Source organism: Pseudomonas sp. FH4, from assembly GCF_000510915.2.
Lineage (GTDB): Bacteria > Pseudomonadota > Gammaproteobacteria > Pseudomonadales > Pseudomonadaceae > Aquipseudomonas > Aquipseudomonas brenneri.
Genome location: NZ_AOHN01000007.1, coordinates 1 through 25,443 on the forward strand (window position 1 = coordinate 1; position 25,443 = coordinate 25,443).

Below are 25,443 nucleotides of genomic sequence, written 5' to 3' on the forward strand. Positions count from 1 at the left end.
CGCCAGAGCGGTACGCAGCTGCTCTTGAGCAGTGGATGGCCCTACGCAAATGACGACGATTTCAGTCGCGATGCCCTTTTCTTTCAGGCGTACGGCTTCTTCCACAGCGATTTCGCAGAAGGGGTTCATCGACATTTTGACGTTAGCCAGATCGACGCCGCAATTGTCCGCCTTGACGCGAACTTTCACGTTGTAATCGACCACTCGTTTGACTGCGACGAGGACTTTCATAATGGATCTCTCAGTGTGAAAAAAACGGCATTCAAGCGGCATCAAGCAAGGCGGCATAGGCCTTGAGGTGATAGTCATCGTCACCGAATTGATGGCTGAGCATCACCAGACGTTTGGCGTGGTGCGCCAGGGAATACTCCCACGTCATGCCGATCCCACCGTGCAGCTGGATTGCCTGTTCGGCAATGCTGCGCGCGGCGCGGGTGACGATGAACTTGGCGGCGGCCAGGGTCCGGGTGCGTTCAAGGCTGTGCGCTTCGTCGCAGCAGCACGCGGCCAGGATGGCCATGCTGGTGGCCTGTTCCAGTTCGGTGCGCATGTCGACCATACGGTGCTGCAGCACCTGGAACTGACCAATGGCCACACCAAACTGCTGACGGGTCTTCAGGTATTCCAGGGTCAGGCGACAAGCTTCCTGCATGCTGCCCAGGGCATCCGCGCACTGTGCGGCAATCGCCCGCCCTTGTTGATAACGCAACGCTGCCAAGGCCTGGCCTGGTTCACCCAGTACCTGATCAGCAGAGACCTGCACCTTGTCCAGGTACAGGTCGCAGGCTTTGCGACCATCGACCGTAGGATAAGTGCGGCGCTCGACACCGACGGCCTGGGGATCAATCAAGAACAGGCCAATGCCCTGCTCATCACGACTCTCACCGCTGACCCGTGCGCTGACCAGCATCAAGCCGGCCTGATGCCCGCCGATCACCACGGCTTTCCTACCGGTCAGCGTCCAGCCCTCGGCCGTCTGTTCGGCACGGGTCTGCACATCGTTCAGGTGGTAGTGACTCTGTGGTTCGGCAAAGGCCGTGGCCAGCAGCAATTGTCCGCTGGCCACTTGTTGCAACAGGTCTTGCTGGGCCGGGCTGCCGAGTTGCATCAGTAACCCTCCCGCATAAATCACCGACTCCACATAAGGTTCCAGGCACAAGCCTCGGCCGAACTCAGTCATCAACAGCATCGTGTCGACGCCGCCCCCGCCAAAACCACCCAGGGCCTCGGGAAACGGCACTGCCGTCAGCCCCAACTCACCCAGTTGCTGCCAGAAGGCAAGGCTGAAGCCCGCATCGCTCTGGGCATACTGCTCTCGCGCCTCGAAGCTGTAGGCATCGCGTACCAGGCGTGTCGCCGTGTCTTGCAGCATTTGCTGCTCTTCGGTCAGTTTGAAGTCCATGGTCAGAGCCCCTTACAGTTCGAGAATCATCTTGGAGACGATGTTTTTCTGAATTTCGTTGGAGCCGCCGAAAATCGACAGCTTGCGCAGGTTGAAATACTGGCTGGCCAACGCCACGCTGTAGTCGGCGTGCAGGGGTTCGCCTGGGTAATCCAGGTCCAACTCTTCTTCCAGAAACGGCAACGCGTACGGCCCGATCACCTTGCGCAGCAAGTGGCTGATCGCCTGGCGGACTTCAGTGCCCTTGACCTTGAGGATCGAACTTTCTGCCCCCGGCACCCCGCCGTCCTTGGCCGCAGCCAGGGTACGCAGCGTGCTCATTTCGGTGGCCATGAGTTGCATCTCCACCTCCGCGACCTGGGCGCGAAACAGCGGGTCGTCGAATATCGGCCGGCCTTCGCTCATCTGCTTGCGGGCAATGCGCTTGAGGTGGGCCAGCGCGGCCTTTGACGCGCCGATCCCCGCCAGGCCCGTGCGCTCATAGGTGAGCAGGTATTTGGCACACGTCCAGCCGTGGTTTTCTTCGCCAACCAGGTTCTGCACCGGCACCTTGACGTTGTCGAAGAACACCTCGTTGACTTCGTGCTCGCCATCCAGGGTGATGATCGGCCGCACGCTGATGCCAGGGCTGGTCATATCGATCAGCAGGAAGGAAATACCCCGCTGCTTCTGCGCCTGCGGGTCGGTACGCACCAGGCAGAAAATCATGTTGGCGTGCTGGCCCAGGGTGGTCCAGGTCTTCTGGCCATTGACGATGTAAACGTCACCCTCGCGCACCGCACGGGTTTTCAGCGAGGCCAGGTCAGAACCGGCGCCGGGCTCCGAGTAGCCCTGGCACCACCAGTCCTCGCCGCTGAGGATGCGCGGCAGGTAGTGGTCTTGTTGCTGTGGCGTGCCGAACTTGATCAGCACCGGGGCTACCATGTTGACCCCAAACGGAATGCTGCGCGGCGCACCCACCAGCGCACATTCCTCTTCGTAAATGTGCTTCTCTACCGCGCCCCAGCCAGTGCCGCCAAAGGCTACTGGCCAATGGGTGGCGTACCAACCCTGCGCGTTCTGGATTGCCTGCCAGCGCAGGTGGTCATCCTTGGACAAGGGCTTGCCCAGGCGCACCTTGTCGGCCAGGTCCTGGGGTAGTTTGTTGTTCAAGAAGGCCCTGACTTGATCGCGAAACGCCAGTTCTTCAGCGGTAAAATGAATATCCATGTTGTTTCTCCAAGCCGTTGATAGACCGTGAAGCAGGCCGTTATGACTCCAGTTTCCAGTCGGCGAAACGCCGCCCTTCTGCCGCCAGCTGTTCCAGCAGTGGCGCCGGCTCCCACCAGGCGCCGAAGCGTTGGTGGAACTCGCGAATACGGGCCAGCACCTTGTCCAGCCCGAGGCTGTCGGCATAAAACATCGGGCCGCCTCGCCAGGCGGCAAAACCGTAGCCGTTGAGGTAGATCACATCGATGTCGCTGCTGCGCCGGGCGATGCCTTCCTGAAGAATTTTTGCGCCCTCGTTGATCAAGGCGAACACGCAGCACTCGACGATGTACTCATCGCTCAAGGCGCGGCGCTCGATGCCTTTCTCGCGGGAGACGGCCTCCAGCAATGGCAACAGTTCAGGGTTGGGCTCGGGACGGCGGGAGCCGGGGGCGTAGCAGTAGAAGCCCTGGCCGGTCTTCTGGCCGAGCATGCCGGCCGCGTACAACGTGTCGAGGACATCGGGCAGCGGGTAGTTCGATGGCAGCGTGGCGCGCTGGCGTTGGCGAATGCTCCAGCCAATATCCAGCCCGGACAGATCGCGCATGGCATTCGGGCCCATGGCCAGGCCGAAGTTGCGCAAGGCACCATCAACCTGCTCCGGGGTAGCGCCCTCCTCCAGCAAGAACTCGGCCTCGCGGCCATACTGGAAGATCATCCGGTTGCCGACAAAGCCATCACAGACGCCCACCACCACGGCAATCTTGTTCAGCCTCTTACTCAGTTGCATGACCGTGGCCAACACCTCAAGACCGGTGTGCCGACCGCGCACGACTTCAAGCAGACGCATGACGTTGGCCGGGCTGAAAAAGTGCAGGCCCACCACGTCTTCAGCCCGTGACGTGAAGCGGGCGATAACATCCAGATCCAGCGACGAGGTGTTGCTGGCAAGGATCGCGCCGGGCTTGCACACCTGATCCAGGCGTTCGAATACCTGGCGCTTGACCTCCAGGCTCTCAAACACCGCCTCGATCACCAGGTCGGCAGTGGCCAGTTCGCTGTAGTCCACCCCTCCATGCAGCAGTGCCAGGCGCTGCTCCATCACGGCAGGGCTCAAGCTGCCACGGGCGACGCTGGCTTCGCAGGTTTCTCGGGCGCGTTGTAATGCCCGCTGCAGGGCGGGCTCGTCGACTTCCATCAACATCACGGCAATACCGGCGCTGACAAAACTCAAGGCGATGCCCACGCCCATGGTGCCGCCACCGATCACCCCGACGCGTTCAATGGCACGCACGGGTGTGTCCTTGGGCAAGTCGTCGATATGAGCGCATTGGCGCTCGGCAAAAAAACCATGTACCAGGGCCGCACGCTGCTCGGAAGCCAGGCATTCCTGGAACAGTGCGCGCTCGCGTTGCAAACCTTCGGCCAGCGGCAACAAGGTCGCCGCTTCTACGGCGGCGACACAACGGGGTGGTGAAAAGAACCCCGGCAAACGCTTGGCGACGTCAGCGCGCTTGGCGGCGATCAATGCGCCGTTGTCGACGCCCTTGAGTGCCGCAGCCTGCTCGCCGGTACGCCGTACGCCCAGGCCGCTGTCCAATACCCGTTGAGCAAAAGCGATTCCGGCGGCGCAGGGATCTCCGTCAAACAGCTCATCGACAATCTGATGCTCCCGGGCTTGAAGGGCATTGATGGGCTGGCCTGAGACAATCATCTCCAGCGCCTTGGCCACCCCCGCCAAACGGGGCAAGCGCTGCGTGCCACCCGCCCCCGGCAGCAACCCAAGCTTGACCTCCGGCAGCCCAACCTTGGCATCGCGGCGCGCGATTCGATAGTGACAACCCAGGGCCATTTCCAGGCCACCGCCCAGGGCCGTGCCATGGATCACCGCAACGCAGGGCTTGTCGCTTTGTTCGTAGGCGTTGACCACTTCCGGCAGGCTCGGCGCCTGAGGTGGTTTGCCGAACTCCTTGATATCCGCCCCGGCAATGAACGTGCGGCCGCTGCACAGCAACACCAGCACCTTGGCCTGCGTGTCGATCTGGGCCTGGTGCAAGGCCCGCAGCAAGCCTTCACGCTGGGCCTGGCCAAGGGCGTTGACCGGCGGGTTGTTGAGGGTGATCAGTGCAACCTCGCCTTGGCGCTCGTAGTTGACGCTGGAATTCATCTGAGCCTCGACACATTGTTTTTATTGGAATTATATTCCGCGCTGCGGAACATGCGGATCGATATTATCAAAGAGACATGTTTTGGCAAACGGTTTATGGAAAGATCTCCGATTAAAAAAAAGCTGACACCTTGGAGGGTGTCAGCTTGGTCAGCGGGAGAACTTGAAGGCTCAGGCGTCAGCCGCTGGCACCTGCCGGCCAGGCACCACCACGGCAGGATCCTTGGGTGCCCAGCTTTTCAGGCGCTCCAAGCTCTCGCGGTAGGAGCGCAGGCCGGCCATCAAAATCACCACCGCCAGCACCAGGGAGATGCCAGTAACCACGGCCAACGAGTAACCCAGCGCCGAATCACTGCCAAACACGTAATCCGTGCCCAAGGCTACGGCGGTCGGGCCGATACCCAGGCCGATCAGGGTCACGGCAAACTGATAGAGCGCCGATGCCTGCCCGCGCATCGGGCTGGGCACGACTTCCTGGACCGCCAGGGGGCCAACACCGAACGGCATGCTCACGGTAAACACGTGAAACGCCATCAGCACCAAGGCCAGGTTCTTGTCGTCAACCAAGTAGCCCAGGTTCGACGGCAAAGTCAGCACTGCGGCAAGGATCGCGATGCGCAGGGGGGCGTCCCGATGACCGCGCTTGACCAGCCAGTCACACAGGCGTCCACCCAGCAGCAGGCCAAGGGAGCCGCAGATCGCCAGCATGCTGCCGTAAATCACCCCGACTTGCGGCACGCTCATATCGAACGAACGCACAAAGAAAGTCGGGATCCAGGCACTGCTGCCGTAGGCCGTGAAGGTCAGGCAGGCAAACCCGAGGTTGTGGCAGAGCATGGTCCGACGGTTTTTACGCAGGTAGTCGACAAACTCCGAGAACGGCAATTGCAGCCCCGCACCGACCCCTTGGCGCACCGGCTCGCGCAGCAACAGCAGGCACAATGAGAAGACCACGCCAATGGCGCCAAGAATCAAAAACACCATCTGCCACGGGCGCACGATGCCAATCAGCGGCAACGTCATATCGCCCTGGCTGGTTGCGAAATGCACCGCGACGCCGCCGAGCAACAGCGCCACGCCCGACCCCAGATAAATCGCCGTCGAGTACACGCTGAAGGCCGTGCCGCGACGCTCAGGGGTGAAGCTGTCGGAAATCATCGAGTAGGCACAAGGCGCCAACGATGCCTCGCCCGCCGCCACACCGATGCGGCAAAAGAGAAACTGCCAGTAACCCTTGGCCATCCCGCACGCGGCGGTCATGCCACTCCACACCAAAATCCCGCACATCAGCAGATTGCGCCGGCTCTTGCTGTCGGCAATCCGCCCCAGGGGAATGCCACAGAAGGTATAGAAGATCGCAAACGACAGGCCCATCAGCAGGCTCATCTGGGTGTCGCTGATGTCCATGTCTTGACGAATGGGCCCCACCAGCAGGTTGAGAATCTGCCGGTCCACGAACGATAAAACGTAGGCCAGCATCAGCACACTGACGGTGAACCAGGCGCGTACACGTGATGGATAAAGTGTGTTCTTCATAGCCGCTACGACCTCATTGTTGTTATGGACCCGCCCGGAAGGCTGTCATCGACTCGACTACAGGAGTGGCAAGGTGTAACTGACGATCAGGCGGTTATCGTCCAGGTCACTGCCAAAGTGATTCATGCGCAGGGACGAGTTACGCCACTTAACCCCCAGGTTTTTCAACGTGCCGCTCTGGAATACGTAGGCGATATCGGTATCGCGCTCCCATTCCGAACCGGTCGGCTTGCCAGCACCCAGCTCAATCCCGCTGCCATAGAGGTAGCGGGTCATGAAGGTCAGGCCCGGGATACCGATAGCGGTGAAGTTGAAGTCGTAGCGGGCCTGCCAGGACTGCTCGTCCCGATTGGCAAAGTCGTTATTGGAAACAAAGTTGGGCAGGAAGGCATCGGCGCCATGGATATAGGCGTAGCCGGTGTCGCCACTCATTTTCTGATAGGCCAGGCCAAAGGCATGACCGCCCAGGGTGTAGGTGAGCATCGCCGCCAGGGCCGTGTTGTCGATATTGCTGTTGCCCTGGTTAGTCGACCTTGCGTAGCGCACGTCACTCTTGAGCGACTGCCCTTCGCCCAGTGGCAATAGATGCAACAGGCTGAAATTGTGCTGGCGATAAAAACTGTCGAGCTCACCGTAGAAGTAATTGCCGCTTAACTGGTTGCTCCACTTGTAACCGACACCGGCAAAGTTGAACTCATCGGTGGTCGCGCCCTTGGTCACACGAATGCCCTTGGCGTTGGCCACTGACGGCGTCAGGTCTTCCCGGTTGGTCGAATCGCGCTGGGTCACCTGGCGGATCTGGCCCGCATCGACGGTCACATTGGCGAACTCCTGGGAATTCAAATGCACCCCCTCGAACGTTTGCGGCAACAAACGCGTGTCATTGAATTGCACCACCGGCAAACGCGGATGCAGCGTACCGATCCTGAGCAGGCTCTTGGACGCCCGCACCTTGGCAGTCAGGCCAAGGGCGCCACTTTCATCGACTGAACGGCCATCTCGTTGACGAGGCAACAAACCGGAACCGGCGCGATCATGGCTGGAGTCGAGCTTCAAACCGGCCAAACCGATCGCATCCAGCCCAAAGCCGACAGAGCCTGCAGTGAACCCTGATGCGTAGCGCAGCAAAAAGCCCTGGGCCCACTCTTCCTGCTTGGATTGAGTGGTGCTGGCCTGGCTGTAGTCGCGATTGATGTAGAAATTGCGCAGCTCGACGCTGGCCTTGCTGTCCTCGAAAAAACCAGCCTGCGCCGATGCTGACAGGCCAATTTGCCCAATGGAAAACAGCAGACACGTGGCAATAACGCGGGAATGGCGCTCCATGATGCAGCCCTATTTTTGTTGTTATGTGTGAAGCTCCTGCGGCGCCTTGCCAGGGGCAAAGGCGCGCTACAGCTTTTATAATCCAATAAGTTTCGCTGTGCGAAATCGTATTTTGAATTAACGACAAAATATAAGCATTTCGCGAAATTTAAGTAAAGTGCTGCCAGGAAAACAAAATCGCTTAATGGGTAAGTGATTGTTTTATATTTATTATTTTTAATAAAAGCCTGGTCGTCATTTGATCGAGCATTTCGCCAGGCAAAACACCCACCGCAAATCATCAGAACACGGCAGCCAAACCTGGAAAGAAGGCTTTAGAAGATGGCGGCTGCTGCCGACGTCTTTCTAAGCGTCAAGTGGAGATCGTGCTTTGATTGATGGTCAGGTTTCGACGTTGGATGATGTCGGTGCCCCAAACTTTGTTGGGTTCTACGACATCGAACGGGCGTTTCAGCAGGCTGGGTAAGGTGACCGCTGGCTTACCGCTGTACATTTCAGGGCGTCGTCGATACCCAGCAGACAGGCAACCCGCTCCTGAACCTCTTTAGTATCTGATGCGGCCACTCGATCATGGCATAATGATATCTATGGCGACTTGGAGTCGCCTGAAACCTGATAAAGCCCAGACCGATAAAGGACTTACGATGCACTCTCGCATTAAGATGTTTGTAGGTAGTATTGGCTTCGCTTTCCTCACCGGCTGCGCATCCGTGCCAATGGGCGCCCCTGATGCGGACGCCAAGCTCAAGACCTTCTCAGCCCCCCCACAGGACCAAGCCGGACTGTACATTTATCGGGATAGCTTCGCAGGACAGGGCTTGAAGAAGACTGTGACTGTGGATGGCAAGGCGATTGGAGAGACAGCTAACCGCGTTTACTTCTACCGACTTGTAAACGCTGGTAGCCATACGATTGGTACAGAATCAGAGTTCAGCGATAACCTGATCAACCTAGTCGCTGTAGGTGGAAAGAACTACTACATACGTCAGTCAATAAAGATGGGGGTGTTCGTAGGTGGTGCCAGCCTCACTGTCGTCCCTGAAGCTGTAGGTCAAGCACACCTGCAAAAATGCGAGCTGGCAGCTTCGCAGTAACGTCGCGAGATAATCCTGTGGGCACATTCGCAGAGCTCACAGGACGCCTTACCTCTGATTCACAGCCTGTATAGCTGATGCTTTCAAACTATGTCCCCATTGAATAGGTCGCCAGACAACTTGGCCATGACGATACGACGATGGTGAGAAAGCACTATGGACGGTGGCCCCCAATGATACGAAGATCATGGCGGGGATCATGTCGAACATGTTGGGATTTCGAAACTAGACTTCGCCGTGCAGTCACAATCTCTCTAATTCGTCATTTCATGAGAGCAACGACCCTGTTTCTTTACATGACGATACGCCCCCATTCCCAAAGAGTATTTCATGTCTCGCAACTTTGTTTCAGAAGCAGATGCTGCGATTGCGCTGGACCTTGCGCTACGCGTAGAAAGCGGTCACTTACGACGCGCTGCTGCATTCAATCTCCTAACGACTACGTACCAGTTCGCACCACACACCGCCAACGCTTACTTGAATTGCTACCCACACCTACGTCGCGGTACACCTTGGAAAGCAACGGTATCTGTGAACGCTGTCCGAGTGATGCTCGAAACTATCGCTACTGGTGGAGCAAATGATTTGCTCACTGCCCTTCAGTCCGTAAAAGGTCACTTGGAATACTTTGCTGGTCGTGGCAAAACACTTATCGCTCTACAAGCCCTACTCCAAGAGTTCCAGTTGCAGCTCGCACATACGGCTCAAGTTCTTCAGTCCGAACTTGATCTTGAGAGTCGAGTACGTGCATCGTCTTTGGATGATCCCGCACTTCGACGCCAGCGGTTGGCGCTCGCCACAAAAAAACCAAAACGTTCCGTACGTATCGTCCACGACTACTATCGCAACGCTGACGTCGTCGTAGAGGTTCTTGACCGAGCTCAAGGTGTTTGTGAAGACTGCGGTGAGCCAGCGCCCTTTCACCGGCGATCAAATGGCACCGCATACCTTGAGGTGCATCATTTAATTCGCTTGGCAGATAACGGCGATGACTCGGTAGAGAACGCAATTGCCCTCTGTCCGAACTGTCACAGGCGCATGCATTTTGGATGATCAGAACGTTGAGAGCGAACAGGTGTTTGATCGAAGTGCAGGGAGTATTTAATCGGCGCTTGCCCTAAAAATGCCCTAACTTGAACGCCAGAAACGAAAAAGCCCCCGTAATCAATAACAATTACGGGGGCTTTGTCTTGTTCAATAATGGCGGAGAGATAGGGATTCGAACCCTAGGTACCGGTGAAGGTACAACGGATTTCGAATCCGTCCCATTCGGCCACTCTGGCATCTCTCCAACGGCGCGCATCATAACAGCCTGTTTCGTGGAAGCAAAGCGCCGAAGCAATTTTTTTCCGTGCTATCAGATGCTTGCGTCGATTACAGCGGTACGCCGAGACGGTTGGCGACTTCTTCGTAGGCTTCGATAACGTCACCGAGGCCCTGGCGGAAGCGGTCTTTGTCCATCTTCTTGCGGGTGTCTTTGTCCCACAGGCGGCAGCCGTCCGGGCTGAATTCGTCGCCCAGGACGATGGAGCCGTCGTGGAATACGCCGAATTCCAGTTTGAAGTCCACCAGCAGCAGGCCGGCGTCGTCGAACAGTTTGCTCAGGACGTCGTTGACCTTGAGCGACAGTTCTTTCATTCGCGCCAGTTGCTCAGCGGTGCCCCAGCCGAATGCCACGACGTGGGATTCGTTGATGAACGGGTCGCCCTTGGCGTCGTCCTTGAGGAACAGTTCGAACGTGTAAGGGTTGAGCTTGAGGCCCTCTTCCACGCCCAGGCGCTTGACCAGGCTGCCGGCGGCGTAGTTACGCACGACGCACTCGACCGGGATCATGTCGAGTTTTTTCACCAGGCATTCGTTGTCGCCCAGCAGTTTGTCGAATTGGGTCGGGATGCCGGCCGCTTCGAGTTTCTGCATGATGAAGGCGTTGAACTTGTTGTTCACCATGCCCTTGCGGTCGAGCTGTTCGATGCGCTTGCCGTCGAACGCCGAGGTGTCGTTGCGAAACAGCAGGATCAAGCGGTTGGCGTCGTCGGTCTTGTACACCGACTTGGCTTTGCCGCGGTAGAGTTCTTCACGTTTTTCCATGATGGGCTCCGCTTGGTAAGTAGGTGGGCTAGGCGATATGTCGCCAGTCGAGCCCTGAATCTTGATCGGCCAGTTGCAGCCAGTCCGGGTCGCACCCGAGGGTGTCGACAAAACATTGCCGGGCAAGCTGCGGCAGGTTGTTCTTGCTGCTCAGGTGGGCCAGGACCAGGTGTTGCAGGTCTTGCCAGCCCAACTCATACACCAGGTACGCCGCCTGGTGGTTGTTCAAATGTCCCAGTTCGCCACCGACCCGCTGCTTGAGAAAGTACGGGTAGTGACCGCGCGCCAGCAGGTCACGGCAATGGTTGGACTCGATCATCAACGCATCGAGGTCACGATAGCCTTCCAGCACCTTGGCGCAGTAGGAACCCAGGTCGGTAAGCAGGCCAAAGCGGCGCTCGCCATCACTGAATACATATTGCGTGGGCTCGTGGGCATCATGCGCCACGGCAATCACGTCGATGCTCAAGGCTCCGATCTGCAGTTGCTCGCCACCGGCCAGGAAACCTGCGGGCTCAATGGGTTTGCGCATCCCGCGCAAGGTGCCGCGACTCAGGTACACCGGAAGATTGTAGCGCCGAGACAGCAAACCCACGCCATGCACGTGGTCGGCATGTTCGTGGGTCACTAGAATCGCGCTCAGCTGCGCGGGGTGAACCCCCAGGCGCAGCAGGCGTCGCTCGGTTTCCCGCAGGGAGAAACCACAATCCACCAGGACGTACGTATCGTCATGGGCTACAAGCGTGCCGTTCCCTTGGCTACCGCTGCCGAGAACAGCAAAACGCATCGGATCAGCCCAGGTTGTCCTGAATCACGCCCAACACTTTGCGCGCCGTTTCTGCTGGTGCCACGGTGTTGATGTTTTTCTCGACGGTGACTTGCACGTTGTCGCCGACCTTGCTCAAGCGTACTTGATAGCGCTCGGCGCGGGTCTCGATCTCTTCCTTGGTCGGCTCGCTGCCGAACAACTTGCTGAAGAAACCACGCTCGTCGTCTTTCTTCTCGGCCTTTTCAGCCACGTTGATGTAGTACAGGCCCAGGCTGCGGTTGATGTCTTCGACACGCCATGGCCCTTGCTCCAGGGCACGACCGACGCTGGCCCAGGCACGGTCCAGGTCTTCACCCAGGTTGAGCACAACGTTGCCGCTGCCGTCTTCGGTGAGGCTGACACGGCTAGGGGTGTCGTAGTCACGGGCGGCGAGCAGGGAAACGGAACCACCCTTCTCGGAGATGCGGCTCATGCTGGCAAGCATCTCGTCGACCAGCGCAGCATCAACACCGCTGTTGACCGAGCGATTGGTGAACTCGACGTTGGCGGTGCTGCCGGCAGGACGCTCGGCGCTGACCACGTAGACTTCACTGGTATTGCGCTGCACGCCTGGCTCGATGCGCACACGGATGCGGCTTTCGCTACCGGCGGCGACACCACCGGACTGCAAGCGCTTGGCCATGTTGGCCGACAATTCGTTCGGCTGCTGCCACGCAGTGGTGAACTCACCGGTCTGCGGACGTTGCTCGTCAATACGGAAGCCATTGTCCTGGAAAAACTGCACCGCCACCGGCCAGACTTCGGCTGGTGGGCGCTGGGCCATGATCCAGCGTGAATCGCCGCTTTTCTGCAGGCTGTAGTCGCTGGCATCGGCCAGGGCCGAAATCGGCTGTGGACGCGGCACTTCGTACTCGCCCTTGACGGTGTCGTCGGCCACGTTGCGCGGGATCGGCAGCAACGGGTCAAGGCGCTTGGCGACGTTGACGTCCGGCGGTAATTGCATCGGTGCGGTTTGTTGTGCTTCCAGGTAATCGCTGCCGCGGTCACGGAAGTAGCCTTCCGGGCCCCAGATCCAACCGCAGCCACTGGTGCTGGAGATAATCAAGGCAAGTGCGGAAAGTCCGGCCAATCGCTTCATGCGTAATGCTTCCTCAATTAAACCAGGACGCCGGACTGGCGCAGGGCCTGTCGCAGCGGTTCGTGACAGGCTGGGCTGAGTTGGGTGAGCGGCAGACGGATACCGTCCGGCATCAGGCCCATTTCATGCAGCGCCCATTTCACGGGAATAGGGTTGGATTCGATAAACAGTGTCTTGTTGAGCGGCATCAGCTTCTCGTGAATCGCGCGAGCGGTCACGGCGTCACCGGCGATGGCGGCGGCGCACAGCTCGCTCATGGCACGCGGGGCAACGTTGGCGGTCACCGAGATATTGCCCTTGCCACCCAGCAGGATCAGCTCCACCGCCGTGGCGTCGTCGCCGGAGTACAGCAGGAAGTCGCTGCTCACGCCGGCCAGGATGTCCTTGGCGCGCTGCAGGTCGCCCGTGGCTTCCTTGATACCGATGATGTTCGGCACGGTCGACAGGCGGATCACGGTCGCAGCTTGCATGTCGCACGCTGTGCGACCTGGCACGTTGTAGAGGATCTGCGGGATGTCGACGGCTTCGGCGATGGTCTTGAAGTGCTGGTACAAGCCTTCCTGGGTCGGCTTGTTGTAGTACGGCGTCACCAGCAGGCAGGCATCGGCACCGGCTTTCTTGGCGTTCTTGGTCAGCTCGATCGCTTCGCGCGTCGAGTTGGCGCCCGTACCGGCAATAACCGCGATACGCCCTGCAACGCGCTTGACCACAAACTCGATCACCTCGATGTGTTCTTCCACATCAAGCGTGGCCGATTCACCCGTGGTGCCGACGGCCACAATGGCGTTGGTGCCTTCTTGCAGGTGAAAGTCCACCAGTTTGCCCAGGCTGTCCCAGTCGAGATTACCTTGTGCATCCATGGGTGTGACCAGTGCCACCATACTGCCCGCAATCATGCAACCGCTCCTGCCGGAAAAAGAGAGCCGTAATGGTACTGGCGCCAAGATGCTTGCACAAGCGAAGTACCCTCTGAGGATGCGTTCTGGATCAACTTAGTTGCCGGCAATGCCATCATTGGGCCAAAGCACGGCCAACGGCCACTGAATATGCAATGAAAACGCCACGTCCTAGCCCTTGGCGGCACTTTTCGCTACCCTTGATCCTTTGATCGGTACCGCACGTTCGTATCGACCGCTCATCGCTTTAGGAATGCTGCATGTCCACCCCCACAGTCCGCGAACAATTCCTTGTTATCAGTGCCCTTGGCGCCAACCCCATGGAGCTGACTAACGTCCTGTGCCGCGCCAGCCATGAGAATCGCTGCGCCGTCGTGACCTCACGCCTGACTCGCCATGGCGAGTGCAGTGCGCTGGTCCTGCAGATTTCCGGAAGCTGGGACGCCCTGGCACGCCTGGAAGCCGGCTTGCCGACCCTGGCCAAGAAGCACGACTTCACCGTCAATGTGGTGCGCAGTGCGGCCCTGGAGAACCGTCCCCAGGCGCTGCCGTACGTGGCCTATGTCAGTTCGGCCTACCGTTCGGACATCGTCAATGAACTGTGCCAGTTCTTTATCGACCATAACGTGGAGCTGGAAAACCTGACCTGCGATACCTACCAGGCGCCACAGACCGGCGGCACCATGCTCAATGCCACCTTTACCGTGACGTTGCCGGCCGGTGTGCAGATCAGTTGGTTGCGTGACCAGTTCCTGGATTTCGCCGATGCGCTGAACCTGGACGCACTGATTGAACCGTGGCGCCCACAGAACCCAATGTAAGGAAGTTTTCATGGCTGTAGCCATCGACACACCGGTCGCCGACTTCGAAGCCCAGGCGACCAGCGGGCAGACGTTCAGCCTCGCCGGGCTCAAGGGCAAGCAAGTGGTGCTGTATTTCTACCCGAAAGACAGCACGCCAGGCTGCACCACTGAAGGCCAGGGTTTTCGTGACCAGTACGCAGCCTTCCAGGCGGCCAACACCGAAGTGTTTGGCGTGTCTCGGGACGGCGTGAAGTCCCATGAGAACTTCAAGGCCAAGCAGGCCTTCCCCTTCGAGCTGATCAGCGACAAGGATGAAGCAGTTTGCCAGCTGTTTGATGTGATCAAGCTGAAGAAACTGTACGGCAAGGAATACATGGGGGTGGATCGCAGCACCTTCCTGATCGACAAAAATGGCGTGCTGCGCCAGGAATGGCGCGGCGTGAAGGTGCCGGGGCATGTGGATGCTGTTTTGGCGGCGGCGCAGGCGCTGGACAAGGCCTAAATAGCTATCGCAGGCAAGCCAGCTCCCACATTGGATCGGTGCTCGGCACGACAACCCGGTCAATGTGGGAGCCGGGGTTGCTCGCGACGGGGCCCTTGGCAACACCCACAATCAAAGCAAACAGCACCCTCCTCCAAGCCTGCTCAGGCCTTGCGCAACCAGTAACGATACACGCCGTTATCGGCCTCTTCGTGCAACAGCGCATGCCCCGCCAGCTTGGCAAACGTGCGGAAGTCGCGCTGGGAACCCGCATCCGTGGCGATCACCTTGAGCACCGCACCGCTGGCCAGCCGATTGAGCTCCATCTTGGCCTTGAGCAGTGGCAACGGGCAGTTGAGGCCACTGGCATCAAGCTCGGCGTCGTGGTTTACAGCATCGGTCATGGTTTTGCTCCAGGCGGCTTCAGAGGGTGCTTAGAATATCTGGTCCCAGGCTCAGTGTCCGGCTACAGTAAGGTCTTTGTCGAAAGGCTTTGTGCATGACTTTTTTGCGCCCTACCCTGCTGACGCTAGCTTGCCTGCTTGCCTCTCCAGGCTTCGCCGACGATCTGCCGTCACTTGGCGACGCCAGTTCTGCCATTGTCTCGCCACAACAGGAACACCAACTGGGCCGGGCTTGGCTGGCGTTCCTGCGCGGCCAGGTCTCGGTTCTCAATGACCCGCAACTCAAGGATTACGTCGAGACCAGCGTCTACAAGTTGGTGGAGACCAGCCAGGTCAACGACCGGCGCCTGGAGTTCATCCTGATCAACAGCCCGCAACTCAACGCATTTGCCGCGCCGGGCGGGATTGTCGGGGTCAACGGCGGCCTGTTCCTCAATGCCCAGACCGAAGGCGAATACGCCTCGGTCATGGCCCACGAATTGGCGCACCTGTCGCAACGCCACTTCGCCCGTGGCGTGGAGGCCCAGCAACGGATGCAGATCCCGATGATGGCCGCGCTGCTCGGTGGGATTATCGCTGCGGCCGCCGGCGCCGGGGATGCCGGGATTGCCGCGATTGCCGGCAGCCAGGCCGCCGCCATCCAGGAGCAGCGGCGCTTCTCCCGGCAAAATGAACAGGAAGCCGACCGCATCGGCATCCTCAACATGGTCAAGGCCGGCTACGACCCGCGCTCGATGCCGACCATGTTCGAGCGCTTGATGCGTCAGTACCGCTTCGATGCCAAGCCACCAGAATTCCTGCTGACGCACCCGGTCACCGAATCGCGGATTGCCGACACCCGCAACCGCGCCGAACAGGCCAAGGTCGGCGGTACGGAAGACAGCCTGCGCTATCAACTGATACGCGCCCGGGTACAGCTGTATTACGAAGACACACCCGGACTGGCCGCCAAGCGCTTCCGCGCCCAACTGGATGAGAACCCGAAAAGCGATGTGGCGCGCTACGGCCTGGCCATCGCCCAGATCAAGGGCACCCAGCTCAATGAAGCGCGGGAAACCCTCAAGCCGCTGCTGGCCAAGGCGCCCAATGACATCACCTACAACCTGGCGCAGATCGAGTTGGATATCACCAACAATCGCATGCCCGACGCACAGCAACGCACCGACCGCATGCTTGCCCAGTATCCCAGCAACTACCCGTTGAACCAGGTGCGCGTGGATCTACTACTCAAGCAGAACCGCACCGCTGACGCGGAAAAAGCCCTGGAAGGTCTGCTCAAGTCACGCTCCGACGATCCGGATGTGTGGTATCAGGTCGCCGAGACCCGTGGCCTGTCAGGCAATATCATCGGCTTGCATCAAGCCCGCGCCGAGTACTTCGCACTGGTCGGCGACTTCCAGCAGGCGATCCAGCAATTGGACTTTGCCAAGCGCCGAGCCGGCAGCAACTTCCCCCTGTCGTCACGCATCGACGCGCGCCAACGTGAACTGATCGAACAGGAACGCATCGTCAAAGGCATGATGAGCTAAAGCCGGCGCCCACAAAAAAGCCCCGCTCTCGACTCTCGAAAGCGGGGCTTTTTATTGACCAACAGCTAGCGGATTACTCAGCCAGCTTGAAGGTGATGAAGCTGGCACGCCCTTGACGCAGGACCCGCATCGACACCGAGCGATTCTTCGGCAGCGCCTTGGCGATGTCGGTGAATTCCTTGGTGGAGTTGATGGCCTGGTTGTTCAAGTGGGTAATCACGTCGCCGGGTTGCAGGCCGATCAGGGCGGCTGGGCCGTCCTGGACTTCCTTGATCACCACACCGCTCTTGAGGTCGAAGCTTTTCTTCTGCTCATCGGTCAACTCGACCACGGCGATACCCAGGCGGTTGCTGCTACGCTCGGCGCCGGATTTACCACCCAGAGCGAGCTCCTGGCCTTCCTCCGGAATGGCTCCGACAGTCAACTCAACGTTCTGGCGCTTGCCTTCACGGATCACTTCAAGCTTGGCCTTGCCACCCGCCTTGAGTGCGCCCACCAGATGCGGCAGGTCAGCGGACATGACAATCGGCTGGCCATTCATGCTCAGAATCACATCGCCAACCTTCAAGCCGCCTTTGGCAGCCGGGCCATCATCCTGAATCTGCGCGACCAGGGCACCGGCCGGCTTGTCCAGGCCAAAGGACTCAGCCAGGTCTTTGTTCACTTCCTGGATCACCACGCCCAACCAGCCACGGCTGACCTTGCCACCGTCCTTGAGTTGGTTGGAAACGTCCAGGGCCACATCAATCGGGATAGCGAAGGAGACGCCCATGAATCCACCGGAACGGGTGTAGATCTGCGAGTTGATCCCCACCACTTCGCCCGCCAGGTTGAACAGCGGGCCACCGGAGTTACCCGGGTTGATCGGCACGTCGGTCTGGATGAACGGTACATAGTTTTCGTTCGGCAGGCTGCGGCCGATGGCACTGACGATGCCTTGGGTCACCGTATGGTCAAAGCCAAACGGCGAACCGATGGCCACCACCCATTGCCCGGCCTTGAGGTCCTGGGATTTGCCCAGCTTCAACACCGGCAGGTCTTTGCCTTCGATCTTCAGCAAGGCAACGTCCGAACGCGGATCGGTGCCGACCAGCTTGGCCTTGAGTTCACTGCGGTCAGCCAGGCGCACGAGGATTTCGTCAGCGTCGGCAATCACGTGATTGTTGGTCAGGATGTAGCCGTCTGGCGAAATGATAAAGCCCGAGCCCAGGGATTGGGCCTCACGCTGACCACCGCCGCCGCCGCGTGGCGAACGCGGCTGGGGCATGCCGCGCTCGAAGAATTCGCGCAGCATTGGCGGCAAGCCTTCAAGGTCGGGCATCTGCTGGTTCGAGACTTTACGATCCGGCAGCTTCTGGGTGGTACTGATGTTCACCACGGCAGGCGAAGCCTGCTCCACCAGTTGGGTGAAGTCAGGCAACTCCGCCGCTTGCGCGGAAATGGCCTGACCCAGCACCAGCACCGTGGCGACTATGGATAGGTAAGATTTCAAACGTGGTATCGACATACAGCTCCCGTTACGACGAGCAGGGTTGGGCGACAGGGTTCAATAAACGCCGAAGACTACTACTACCGACGTCAATATTGCGTGAACAACGCAAGGCCAGAGCCGAGGAGTTGACCTATAAAAAACATAAGGAGATTTTGCAAGTGAAAATACTCTCCAGACATTTCATGTTCTCGGCACAAGAGCAAGGCAGCCATCGCCTGTCTCCTGCCGCACTGTGAACGATCTGGATGAGCACAGGATTAACGGTTCACGGCTTTTCGGGCGCCGGACCGCTGCGAACAGAGAGGGCAATCCGTTCAGCGGTGCCCATCGGGATTTCACCGACAACCGTCGCGACAATCTCGCCTTGAGGCGTACTCATGCGGCGGGATACGGCAACCGTAGGCCCAAGCTGAACACGACTTTCGGGGGCGACCTCGCCCGTTACAGGTTCAAGAAACAGTGAAAATCGCGCGAGCCCATCCTCATACATCAGACTGCTTACAACTACCTGGGTCTTGGGATCCTTGCGCGCGTCACTGCGGGTCAACTCGAACCCTGGCGGCAACCATTGCGTATGCCAAGCCTGGGGCTGGCCCGTCACCGCTGAAGTCTTGCTGCTGGACGACGTCAATGGCTTGCAGTCGCTGCCAGGCTGCAGATCACGCTCATCAGGGAGTGTTGTCTCAAGTTGAGTGAACTGGAACCGCTCCAGCAATTGCCCCTTGTCGTTAATCAACAGCGACTTGAGAGGCAGTGCGGTTTCACGGTCCAGGTGCAGCTCAAACCCATAGCGGTACTGGTCACGCGGGGTCAACGATACGATCACCGCTTTACGCCCGGCCACAAGCGATTTTCCGCTGACGGCAATCTCGTAAAACGTATTGAGCTTTTGTGGATCGAATACGTGGGCGGGAGCGCCCGGGGAGTTATCGACGCCGGCCACCAAGCTGCCGGTAACGCATTGGATGCGTCCATCGATACGGACAAGTTCCTGAGCCGATCCATCGAGCTGCAACAAGCGCTCATGAACCTGGCCATTCTGGACGCGATGCCAGATCTCATGGGTAGAAAAACTACCGTTACGCTCGTAGATGAACGTGCCCTGGTAGTTTTGCTGCCCTGCCCGCCCAAGGCGTTTCAGCCAATCCTGGCCTTCATCCGCTTGGGCAGGAGCTGCAAACCAGCCACTGAGCAAAAGCGCAAGGAGCGGTATGGCACGCATAAGGCTCCTTAGCGGTCTAGCGGTTTTCCAGGTTTGCAGCGCGAGCGTAAGGCAATGCGCTTTCAGTGCCTTTTACTGCCGACTCCTGAGCGTGCTGACGCAGGTAACCTGGCAGACGCTGGTCCTGCCAGCCGGATTGCCCCTGAAGCACGCCATTGGCCATCGGGCCAGGTGTTTCAGCGCTTTCCTTGTAGCCGGCCAGTACGGCTGGGCCTTTGACCTGCGGACCGGCCATGACCGGCTGCTGGGTTTGCTGGGCCAGTTCTGCACCGGCGATCTCGTCCTGGTTGTACAGGCGCACACCGGCCAGTACGGCCACAGTTACCGAAGCAGCGACTGCCAGGCGACCCAGGCTACGCCAAGGACCACGCGCAACTTTTGCCGGAACGGCTTCATCGGCCAGCGCAGCAGAAACGGCCGCAGCAATATCCAGACGAGGGATTAGTAGATCCTTGTGCATCACCGCCCGAGCGACTTGGTAACGAGACCAGGTATCACGGGTTTCGGCGTCATCAAATGCGTTGAGCACTCGACGAAGTTCCAATTCATCCGCTTCGTTATCCATCACTGCGGACAGCGATTCCTGCAGGGCATCACGACTCATGGCGGTTCCTCTCTTGGCTGTCGCCGCTGTCTTTAGTTTTCCTGCAACAACGGTTGCAGGGCTTTATCGATGGCTTCCCGAGCCCGGAAAATCCGGGAGCGTACGGTCCCCACCGGACATTGCATGACGCTCGCAATGTCCTCGTAACTCAGACCATCGAATTCACGTAAAGTTAACGCCGTACGCAAATCTTCTGGCAGTTGCTGAATAGTGCGATGGACGGTGCCTTCAATCTCGTCGCGCAGCAATGCACGCTCCGGCGACTCCAAATCCTTGAGGCCGTGATCACCATCGTAAAATTCTGCATCTTCCGAACTCACATCACTATCTGGCGGGCGGCGTCCGCGAGACACCAGATAGTTCTTCGCCGTGTTGATGGCGATGCGGTACAGCCACGTGTAGAACGCACTGTCACCGCGAAAATTACCGAGTGCACGGTAAGCCTTGATAAAGGCCTCCTGTGCAACGTCCTGCGCTTCATGGGTGTCGTGCACAAACCGCACGATCAACCCGAGAATTTTGTGCTGGTATTTCAGCACTAGCAGATCAAATGCGCGCTTGTCGCCGCGCTGAACGCGCTCGACCAGCTGCTGATCCTCTTCCTGGGTTAGCATGAACACTCCTCGTTGAACTTGAAGGAGGCTTGCATCACTAAACGATCAGGCTTGCAAACATAGACTAGGACTTTTCGCAAAAGTTCTCCCCCTTCAAGCAAGTTTCCGGTGGGCTCTGTTTTGGCACACACGAAAAACGCAGCGCGGGCATAGCCGGCTGCGTGAATAATCTTGTCGCCGGTTTGCTGACACGCCTCATGCTCCAGGCCGCTCAATAAAACCAACGCATTCCCAGCTTTCGGGCATCCTGTTATAGAGTCGGAACGAGTGTAAAAGTTCCCGTTTCGATACCAGAACGCCTCATCAAAAGCCGTGCAGTTCGTTCACCGTAGTCTCACAATGCCACGAATGCCCGACTATTGTGCCGATCCCCCCCTCTATATACTAGTGGGCCGTGTGACCCTTTGATTCGCCGATCCAGGCGTCCTGTTTGCGCCAACCCTTCGGATCGCTTTTTGCGGAATCCCATAAATGAGCCAACAGTTTCAACACGATGTCCTGGTGATTGGCAGCGGCGCCGCAGGCCTGAGCCTTGCGCTGACCCTGCCGAGCCATCTGCGCATAGCCGTACTGAGCAAGGGCGACCTGGCCAACGGCTCGACGTTCTGGGCGCAGGGCGGGGTTGCCGCCGTGCTGGATGACACCGACACGGTGCAATCCCACGTTGAAGACACCCTCAACGCCGGCGGCGGCCTGTGCAATGAAGACGCGGTGCGTTTCACCGTCGAGCACAGCCGCGAAGCCATCCAGTGGCTGATCGACCAGGGTGTGCCGTTTACCCGCGACGAGCATGCCGGCAGTGATGACGGAGGTTTCGAGTTCCACCTGACCCGCGAAGGCGGCCACAGCCATCGACGCATCATTCATGCCGCCGATGCGACCGGCGCCGCGATCTTCAAGACCCTGCTCGCCCAGGCTCGGCTGCGGCCGAATATCGAACTGCTGGAGCAACGGGTTGCGGTCGACCTGATCACCGAAAAACGCCTGGGTCTGGCCGGCGAGCGCTGCCTGGGCGCCTACGTCCTCAATCGCGCCAGTGGTGAAGTCGATACCTACGGCGCGCGTTTCACCATCCTCGCGTCAGGTGGCGCCGCCAAAGTCTACCTCTATACCAGCAACCCCGATGGCGCCTGCGGGGATGGCATCGCCATGGCCTGGCGCTCCGGCTGCCGGGTGGCGAACCTGGAATTCAACCAGTTTCACCCCACCTGCCTGTATCACCCCCAGGCCAAGAGTTTCCTGATCACCGAAGCCCTGCGGGGTGAAGGCGCGCACTTGAAGCTGCCCAATGGCGAGCGCTTCATGCAGCGCTTCGACCCGCGGGCCGAGCTGGCACCCCGGGATATCGTGGCCCGCGCCATCGACCACGAAATGAAGCGCCTGGGCATCGACTGCGTCTACCTGGACATCAGCCACAAGCCCGCCGACTTCATCAAGACCCACTTCCCGACGGTCTACGAACGCTGCCTGACCTTCAATATCGATATCACCAAAGGGCCGATCCCGGTGGTCCCGGCGGCGCACTACACCTGTGGCGGGGTGATGGTCGACCAGCAAGGCCGCACCGACGTCCCCGGCCTGTATGCGATTGGCGAAACCAGCTTCACCGGCCTGCACGGCGCCAACCGCATGGCCAGCAACTCGCTGCTCGAATGCTTCGTCTACGCCCGCTCCGCTGCTGCCGATATCCTCGAACAACTGCCGCGCATCCCGGTGCCGGCCGCCCTGCCCCGCTGGGACGCCAGCCAGGTCACCGACTCGGACGAGGACGTGATCATCGCCCACAACTGGGACGAGCTGCGGCGCTTCATGTGGGACTACGTGGGGATCGTGCGCACCAACAAGCGCTTGGCGCGGGCACAGCATCGGGTGCGGTTGCTGCTCGATGAGATCGATGAGTTCTACAGTAACTACAAGGTCAGTCGCGACCTGATCGAGTTGCGCAACCTGGCCCAGGTCGCCGAGCTGATGATCCGCTCGGCCATGGCGCGCAAGGAAAGCCGGGGCCTGCATTACACCCTCGACTATCCGCAGATGCTGCCAGAGGCCCTCGACACTATCCTGGTGCCAACCACCTACGGCGACTGAACTTCAAGCGCACCCGCAGGCGCCGATGCACATCGGCGACCTGCGAATCGCGCGGCACACAGATCGAGCGCACTCGCCAATCACCCGGCAACCGGTAGCGCAGCACCACGATCAACGGCAATGCCAGGCTGTCGGGACGCAACTGCACACGGTGCCAGCCCCGTGCCACGCTCCACAACTGCCAGCCATCAGCAGTACGGCGCAGGCCACGAACCGACGAAGGGTGAGTCAGGCGAATAGAGCGCGGCAGCGTCCACACGGCATGAGCCAGGCACGCCACGGCACCGAGGACGGCAATCAGCAGAGGTACATCGAGAAAGCACAGCGCAAGCAGCGCAAGGCACAGGGCAAAGAGATACGCCGCCAGCAACAGCCCCGAGGCCTGCCAGCGGCATTCGAAGGCATTACTTGGGCTGGACACGATCCAGGATCATCCGGACCATGCGTTGCAGCTCCGGGTCTTCTGACTCGGCACGTTCCATGAACCAACCGAACATGTCCTGGTCTTCGCAGGTCAGCAGCCTGACGTAGAGGTCGCGGTCTACCTTATCGAGGGTCGCGTACACCTCTTTGGTGAACGGCACCAACAACACATCCAACTCCAGCATGCCGCGACGGCTGTGCCAGTACAGGCGATTGATTTCTACATCTTCGACCATGGAGCGCTCCTCAAATAGGGCGCAAGTATACAGGCCCACGCCCCTCGGAACAGTCGGCTTTGGTCGGGCTGATGAAACTACCCATTTGCCGGGCGCCCCTCTATGATGCACCCATGACTTTCCAACTGCGATGACCCATGGCTGACTCTGCTTTCTTCTGCCCCCTGTCCCACGAAGGCGTCCTGGCCGTTCGCGGCGCTGACGCGGCCAAGTTCCTCCAGGGGCAACTGACCTGCAACCTCAACTACCTCAACGACACCCATGCCAGCCTCGGCGCGCGTTGCACCCAAAAGGGACGCATGCAGTCGAGCTTCCGTATCGTGCTGCAAGGTGACGGCGTGCTGCTGGCCATGGCCAGCGAACTGCTGGAAGCACAACTGGCAGACCTGAAGAAGTACGCGGTGTTTTCCAAGTCCAAGCTGACTGACGAAAGCGCTGCCTGGGCACGCTTTGGCCTGGTGAACGCCGATCAGGCACTCATCGGCCTGGGCCTGGAACTGCCAGCCGACACCGACAGCGTGGCCCGTACAGATGATCTGATCGCCATTCGCGTGTCCCCTGGCCGCGCCGAACTCTGGGCACCTGCGGCACAAGCCGACACCCTGCGCAGCCAACTGGCCGCACAAATGGCCGCAGGCGATCTCAATGCCTGGCTGCTGGGGCAGGTCCGCGCCGGCATCGGCCAAGTCATGGCCCAGACCCGCGAGATGTTCATCCCGCAGATGCTCAACCTGCAAGCGGTCGGTGGCGTGAGCTTCAAGAAAGGCTGCTACACCGGCCAGGAAATCGTCGCCCGCATGCAATACCTGGGCAAACTCAAGCGGCGCCTGTACCGCCTGAGCCTGGAAGGCACCGAACTGCCCGAGCCTGGCACACCCCTGTTTGCCCCCAGCCATAACAGTGCCATCGGCGAGGTGGTGATTGCCGCCCGGGCCGACGAAGGGATTGAACTTCTGGCGGTGCTGCAAGCCGAAGCAGCCGACAGTGGCGATGTGCATTTAGGTGCGTTGGAAGGCCCAGGCCTCAAGTTGCTCGACCTGCCCTACCCACTGGACCGTGATCGCGAGATCCAGCGTTAATCGCCATACCCTTTTGCAGCACCCTAGAGAGCATGAATGAACAAACTGGCGGAAAAAGTCCAACAGGCGTTGGTGATGGCCATCGATAACGATGACCTGGTTCTGCCCACGTTACCGGAAGTGGCCCTGAAAATTCGTCAGGCCGCCGAAGACCCAGAAATCAGCATCAGCCACCTGAGCAAGGTCATCGGCCGCGATACCGCCCTGACGGCGCGGCTGATCAAGGTAGTCAACAGCCCATTGTTGCGCGCATCCCAGGAAGTCACCGACCTGCACACCGCCATCACCCGCCTGGGCACCAACTACAGCAGCAACCTGGCGATTGGCCTGGTGATGGAACAGATATTCCATGCCCGCTCCGACGTCGTCGAACAAAAGATGCGCGACGTCTGGCGTCGCAGCCTCGAAGTCGCGGGCGTGTGCTATGCCTTGTGCCGCAACCACAGCCAGCTCAAACCGGACCAGGCGGCGCTCGGCGGGCTGGTGCATCAGATCGGCGTGCTGCCGATCCTGACCTACGCCGAAGACCACTACGAGTTGCTGTCCGACCCGGTCAGCCTCAATCATGTGATTGATAACATTCACCCGTTGCTGGGGGACAAGCTGCTGCGGGGTTGGGACTTTCCGGAAATGCTGGTGAATGTGCCCGGCCATTATCAGGACCTGGAGCGCGACTCGGCCAGCCTGGACTATATCGACCTGGTACAGGTGGCCGTGCTGTATTGCCACAAAAACACTGATCACCCGCTGGCCAACGCTGCCCTGTCGAACCTACCGGCGCTCAAGAAGCTGCGTATCGACCCGCTCAATGAAGCGGTGCGCAGCGAGCTGGACGAAGCACGTTCGATGTTCTACTGACCCAGCGCC

At 59.4% G+C, this 25,443-nt stretch carries 24 protein-coding genes, 1 tRNA gene and 2 pseudogenes; 9 read left to right on the forward strand and 18 right to left on the reverse strand.

Features of this window, described 5'->3' with window-relative positions:
• The 6 genes and pseudogenes from H097_RS04835 to H097_RS04860 all read right to left on the reverse strand — a co-directional run.
• Window positions 1–231: pseudogene (locus tag H097_RS04835) on the reverse strand (electron transfer flavoprotein subunit beta/FixA family protein); the annotation flags it as partial.
• A gap of 31 nt (window positions 232–262) precedes the next feature.
• A complete protein-coding gene (locus H097_RS04840; protein WP_032857860.1) occupies window positions 263–1,402 on the reverse strand; it encodes an acyl-CoA dehydrogenase in 1,140 nt (379 codons plus the stop codon).
• Window positions 1,403–1,414: 12 nt separating this feature from the next.
• Complete coding sequence (locus H097_RS04845; RefSeq protein WP_032857863.1) at window positions 1,415–2,611, reverse strand: acyl-CoA dehydrogenase family protein; 1,197 nt, start codon at window positions 2,609–2,611, stop codon at window positions 1,415–1,417.
• Between the two features lie 40 nt (window positions 2,612–2,651).
• Window positions 2,652–4,757, reverse strand: a complete 2,106-nt coding sequence (locus H097_RS04850) for a 3-hydroxyacyl-CoA dehydrogenase NAD-binding domain-containing protein (RefSeq protein WP_032857866.1) — start codon at window positions 4,755–4,757, stop codon at window positions 2,652–2,654.
• Window positions 4,758–4,928: 171 nt separating this feature from the next.
• Window positions 4,929–6,293 carry an MFS transporter gene (locus H097_RS04855; RefSeq protein ID WP_050593307.1) on the reverse strand — a complete coding sequence of 455 codons (1,365 nt, stop codon included), beginning with the start codon at window positions 6,291–6,293 and terminating at the stop codon, window positions 4,929–4,931.
• Window positions 6,294–6,350: 57 nt separating this feature from the next.
• Entirely contained in the window at window positions 6,351–7,616 is a 1,266-nt protein-coding gene (locus tag H097_RS04860) for an OprD family porin (protein ID WP_050593308.1), read from the reverse strand.
• A 644-nt stretch (window positions 7,617–8,260) separates the two neighbouring features.
• Here H097_RS04860 and H097_RS04865 point away from each other — a divergent pair.
• From H097_RS04865 to H097_RS27525, 3 genes and pseudogenes are all read left to right on the forward strand, one after another.
• Window positions 8,261–8,710: a DUF2846 domain-containing protein gene (locus H097_RS04865; RefSeq protein WP_050593312.1), complete on the forward strand. Its 450-nt coding sequence runs from the start codon at window positions 8,261–8,263 to the stop codon at window positions 8,708–8,710.
• A gap of 80 nt (window positions 8,711–8,790) precedes the next feature.
• Window positions 8,791–8,939: pseudogene (locus H097_RS28610) on the forward strand (integrase); the annotation flags it as partial.
• 101 nt (window positions 8,940–9,040) lie between these two features.
• Window positions 9,041–9,763 (forward strand): HNH endonuclease signature motif containing protein, encoded by a 723-nt coding sequence (locus tag H097_RS27525; RefSeq protein ID WP_082445527.1) that lies wholly within the window; start codon window positions 9,041–9,043, stop codon window positions 9,761–9,763.
• 148 nt (window positions 9,764–9,911) lie between these two features.
• On the opposite strand, the gene H097_RS04875 is transcribed toward H097_RS27525, so the two are convergent.
• The 5 genes from H097_RS04875 to dapA all read right to left on the reverse strand — a co-directional run bounded on the left by H097_RS04875 (window position 9,912) and on the right by dapA (window position 13,601).
• Window positions 9,912–10,001, reverse strand: a tRNA-Ser gene (locus H097_RS04875).
• An 83-nt stretch (window positions 10,002–10,084) separates the two neighbouring features.
• Window positions 10,085–10,798 carry a phosphoribosylaminoimidazolesuccinocarboxamide synthase gene (gene purC / locus H097_RS04880; RefSeq protein WP_003211975.1) on the reverse strand — a complete coding sequence of 238 codons (714 nt, stop codon included), beginning with the start codon at window positions 10,796–10,798 and terminating at the stop codon, window positions 10,085–10,087.
• 28 nt (window positions 10,799–10,826) lie between these two features.
• A complete protein-coding gene (locus H097_RS04885) occupies window positions 10,827–11,585 on the reverse strand; it encodes an MBL fold metallo-hydrolase (protein WP_032857872.1) in 759 nt (252 codons plus the stop codon).
• 4 nt (window positions 11,586–11,589) lie between these two features.
• Entirely contained in the window at window positions 11,590–12,705 is a 1,116-nt protein-coding gene (gene bamC, locus H097_RS04890) for an outer membrane protein assembly factor BamC (protein ID WP_032857874.1), read from the reverse strand.
• Between the two features lie 17 nt (window positions 12,706–12,722).
• Window positions 12,723–13,601: a 4-hydroxy-tetrahydrodipicolinate synthase gene (dapA, locus tag H097_RS04895; protein WP_032857876.1), complete on the reverse strand. Its 879-nt coding sequence runs from the start codon at window positions 13,599–13,601 to the stop codon at window positions 12,723–12,725.
• 260 nt (window positions 13,602–13,861) lie between these two features.
• On the opposite strand from dapA, the gene H097_RS04900 reads away from it, so the two are divergent.
• Window positions 13,862–14,422 carry a glycine cleavage system protein R gene (locus H097_RS04900; RefSeq protein ID WP_032857877.1) on the forward strand — a complete coding sequence of 187 codons (561 nt, stop codon included), beginning with the start codon at window positions 13,862–13,864 and terminating at the stop codon, window positions 14,420–14,422.
• 10 nt (window positions 14,423–14,432) lie between these two features.
• Window positions 14,433–14,906 (forward strand): peroxiredoxin, encoded by a 474-nt coding sequence (locus H097_RS04905; protein ID WP_032857879.1) that lies wholly within the window; start codon window positions 14,433–14,435, stop codon window positions 14,904–14,906.
• 143 nt (window positions 14,907–15,049) lie between these two features.
• Here the strand turns inward: H097_RS04905 and H097_RS04910 are convergent, their stop codons facing one another.
• Window positions 15,050–15,289 carry a sulfurtransferase TusA family protein gene (locus tag H097_RS04910; RefSeq protein ID WP_029299077.1) on the reverse strand — a complete coding sequence of 80 codons (240 nt, stop codon included), beginning with the start codon at window positions 15,287–15,289 and terminating at the stop codon, window positions 15,050–15,052.
• 95 nt (window positions 15,290–15,384) lie between these two features.
• Between H097_RS04910 and H097_RS04915 the strand changes: the two genes are divergently transcribed.
• Window positions 15,385–16,818 (forward strand): M48 family metalloprotease, encoded by a 1,434-nt coding sequence (locus H097_RS04915; RefSeq protein ID WP_032857881.1) that lies wholly within the window; start codon window positions 15,385–15,387, stop codon window positions 16,816–16,818.
• Window positions 16,819–16,891: 73 nt separating this feature from the next.
• On the opposite strand, the gene H097_RS04920 is transcribed toward H097_RS04915, so the two are convergent.
• The 4 genes from H097_RS04920 to rpoE form a co-directional block, all read right to left on the reverse strand.
• A complete protein-coding gene (locus H097_RS04920) occupies window positions 16,892–18,319 on the reverse strand; it encodes a DegQ family serine endoprotease (protein ID WP_174553303.1) in 1,428 nt (475 codons plus the stop codon).
• Window positions 18,320–18,575: 256 nt separating this feature from the next.
• Window positions 18,576–19,532: a MucB/RseB C-terminal domain-containing protein gene (locus tag H097_RS04925; RefSeq protein WP_032857886.1), complete on the reverse strand. Its 957-nt coding sequence runs from the start codon at window positions 19,530–19,532 to the stop codon at window positions 18,576–18,578.
• A 16-nt stretch (window positions 19,533–19,548) separates the two neighbouring features.
• Entirely contained in the window at window positions 19,549–20,136 is a 588-nt protein-coding gene (locus H097_RS04930) for an RseA family anti-sigma factor (RefSeq protein WP_032857888.1), read from the reverse strand.
• 32 nt (window positions 20,137–20,168) lie between these two features.
• A complete protein-coding gene (rpoE, locus tag H097_RS04935) occupies window positions 20,169–20,750 on the reverse strand; it encodes an RNA polymerase sigma factor RpoE (RefSeq protein ID WP_003172477.1) in 582 nt (193 codons plus the stop codon).
• Window positions 20,751–21,221: 471 nt separating this feature from the next.
• Here rpoE and nadB point away from each other — a divergent pair, with 471 nt between their 5' ends.
• The gene (gene nadB, locus H097_RS04940) at window positions 21,222–22,838 is read left to right on the forward strand and encodes an L-aspartate oxidase (RefSeq protein ID WP_032857891.1); all 1,617 of its coding nucleotides are present in this window, start codon (window positions 21,222–21,224) and stop codon (window positions 22,836–22,838) included.
• On the opposite strand, the gene H097_RS04945 is transcribed toward nadB, so the two are convergent.
• Both H097_RS04945 and H097_RS04950 read right to left on the reverse strand, forming a co-directional pair.
• On the reverse strand, window positions 22,807–23,259 hold the full coding sequence (locus tag H097_RS04945) for a protein YgfX (RefSeq protein ID WP_032857894.1): 453 nt from the start codon (window positions 23,257–23,259) through the stop codon (window positions 22,807–22,809). The two genes, nadB and H097_RS04945, sit on opposite strands and share 32 nt — an antisense overlap.
• Window positions 23,243–23,497 (reverse strand): succinate dehydrogenase assembly factor 2, encoded by a 255-nt coding sequence (locus H097_RS04950; RefSeq protein ID WP_017736358.1) that lies wholly within the window; start codon window positions 23,495–23,497, stop codon window positions 23,243–23,245. Before H097_RS04950 ends, H097_RS04945 begins: the two co-directional genes overlap by 17 nt.
• Before the next feature lie 137 nt (window positions 23,498–23,634).
• Here H097_RS04950 and H097_RS04955 point away from each other — a divergent pair, with 137 nt between their 5' ends.
• Both H097_RS04955 and H097_RS04960 read left to right on the forward strand, forming a co-directional pair.
• Window positions 23,635–24,576 (forward strand): folate-binding protein YgfZ, encoded by a 942-nt coding sequence (locus tag H097_RS04955; protein ID WP_032857897.1) that lies wholly within the window; start codon window positions 23,635–23,637, stop codon window positions 24,574–24,576.
• A gap of 36 nt (window positions 24,577–24,612) precedes the next feature.
• A complete protein-coding gene (locus H097_RS04960) occupies window positions 24,613–25,434 on the forward strand; it encodes an HDOD domain-containing protein (protein WP_032857900.1) in 822 nt (273 codons plus the stop codon).
• Window positions 25,435–25,443: the final 9 nt, after the last annotated feature.

What these genes read in the sequence shown, in the direction of transcription:
- H097_RS04840 (WP_032857860.1), bottom strand. Translation starts at nt 1,402, where the DNA reads ATGGACTTCAAACTGACCGAAGAGCAGCAAATGCTGCAAGACACGGCG.
- H097_RS04845 (WP_032857863.1), bottom strand. Translation starts at nt 2,611, where the DNA reads ATGGATATTCATTTTACCGCTGAAGAACTGGCGTTTCGCGATCAAGTC.
- H097_RS04850 (WP_032857866.1), bottom strand. Translation starts at nt 4,757, where the DNA reads ATGAATTCCAGCGTCAACTACGAGCGCCAAGGCGAGGTTGCACTGATC.
- H097_RS04855 (WP_050593307.1), bottom strand. Translation starts at nt 6,293, where the DNA reads ATGAAGAACACACTTTATCCATCACGTGTACGCGCCTGGTTCACCGTC.
- H097_RS04860 (WP_050593308.1), bottom strand. Translation starts at nt 7,616, where the DNA reads ATGGAGCGCCATTCCCGCGTTATTGCCACGTGTCTGCTGTTTTCCATT.
- H097_RS04865 (WP_050593312.1), top strand. Translation starts at nt 8,261, where the DNA reads ATGCACTCTCGCATTAAGATGTTTGTAGGTAGTATTGGCTTCGCTTTC.
- H097_RS27525 (WP_082445527.1), top strand. Translation starts at nt 9,041, where the DNA reads ATGTCTCGCAACTTTGTTTCAGAAGCAGATGCTGCGATTGCGCTGGAC.
- purC (WP_003211975.1), bottom strand. Translation starts at nt 10,798, where the DNA reads ATGGAAAAACGTGAAGAACTCTACCGCGGCAAAGCCAAGTCGGTGTAC.
- H097_RS04885 (WP_032857872.1), bottom strand. Translation starts at nt 11,585, where the DNA reads ATGCGTTTTGCTGTTCTCGGCAGCGGTAGCCAAGGGAACGGCACGCTT.
- bamC (WP_032857874.1), bottom strand. Translation starts at nt 12,705, where the DNA reads ATGAAGCGATTGGCCGGACTTTCCGCACTTGCCTTGATTATCTCCAGC.
- dapA (WP_032857876.1), bottom strand. Translation starts at nt 13,601, where the DNA reads ATGATTGCGGGCAGTATGGTGGCACTGGTCACACCCATGGATGCACAA.
- H097_RS04900 (WP_032857877.1), top strand. Translation starts at nt 13,862, where the DNA reads ATGTCCACCCCCACAGTCCGCGAACAATTCCTTGTTATCAGTGCCCTT.
- H097_RS04905 (WP_032857879.1), top strand. Translation starts at nt 14,433, where the DNA reads ATGGCTGTAGCCATCGACACACCGGTCGCCGACTTCGAAGCCCAGGCG.
- H097_RS04910 (WP_029299077.1), bottom strand. Translation starts at nt 15,289, where the DNA reads ATGACCGATGCTGTAAACCACGACGCCGAGCTTGATGCCAGTGGCCTC.
- H097_RS04915 (WP_032857881.1), top strand. Translation starts at nt 15,385, where the DNA reads ATGACTTTTTTGCGCCCTACCCTGCTGACGCTAGCTTGCCTGCTTGCC.
- H097_RS04925 (WP_032857886.1), bottom strand. Translation starts at nt 19,532, where the DNA reads ATGCGTGCCATACCGCTCCTTGCGCTTTTGCTCAGTGGCTGGTTTGCA.
- H097_RS04930 (WP_032857888.1), bottom strand. Translation starts at nt 20,136, where the DNA reads ATGAGTCGTGATGCCCTGCAGGAATCGCTGTCCGCAGTGATGGATAAC.
- rpoE (WP_003172477.1), bottom strand. Translation starts at nt 20,750, where the DNA reads ATGCTAACCCAGGAAGAGGATCAGCAGCTGGTCGAGCGCGTTCAGCGC.
- nadB (WP_032857891.1), top strand. Translation starts at nt 21,222, where the DNA reads ATGAGCCAACAGTTTCAACACGATGTCCTGGTGATTGGCAGCGGCGCC.
- H097_RS04950 (WP_017736358.1), bottom strand. Translation starts at nt 23,497, where the DNA reads ATGGTCGAAGATGTAGAAATCAATCGCCTGTACTGGCACAGCCGTCGC.
- H097_RS04955 (WP_032857897.1), top strand. Translation starts at nt 23,635, where the DNA reads ATGGCTGACTCTGCTTTCTTCTGCCCCCTGTCCCACGAAGGCGTCCTG.
- H097_RS04960 (WP_032857900.1), top strand. Translation starts at nt 24,613, where the DNA reads ATGAACAAACTGGCGGAAAAAGTCCAACAGGCGTTGGTGATGGCCATC.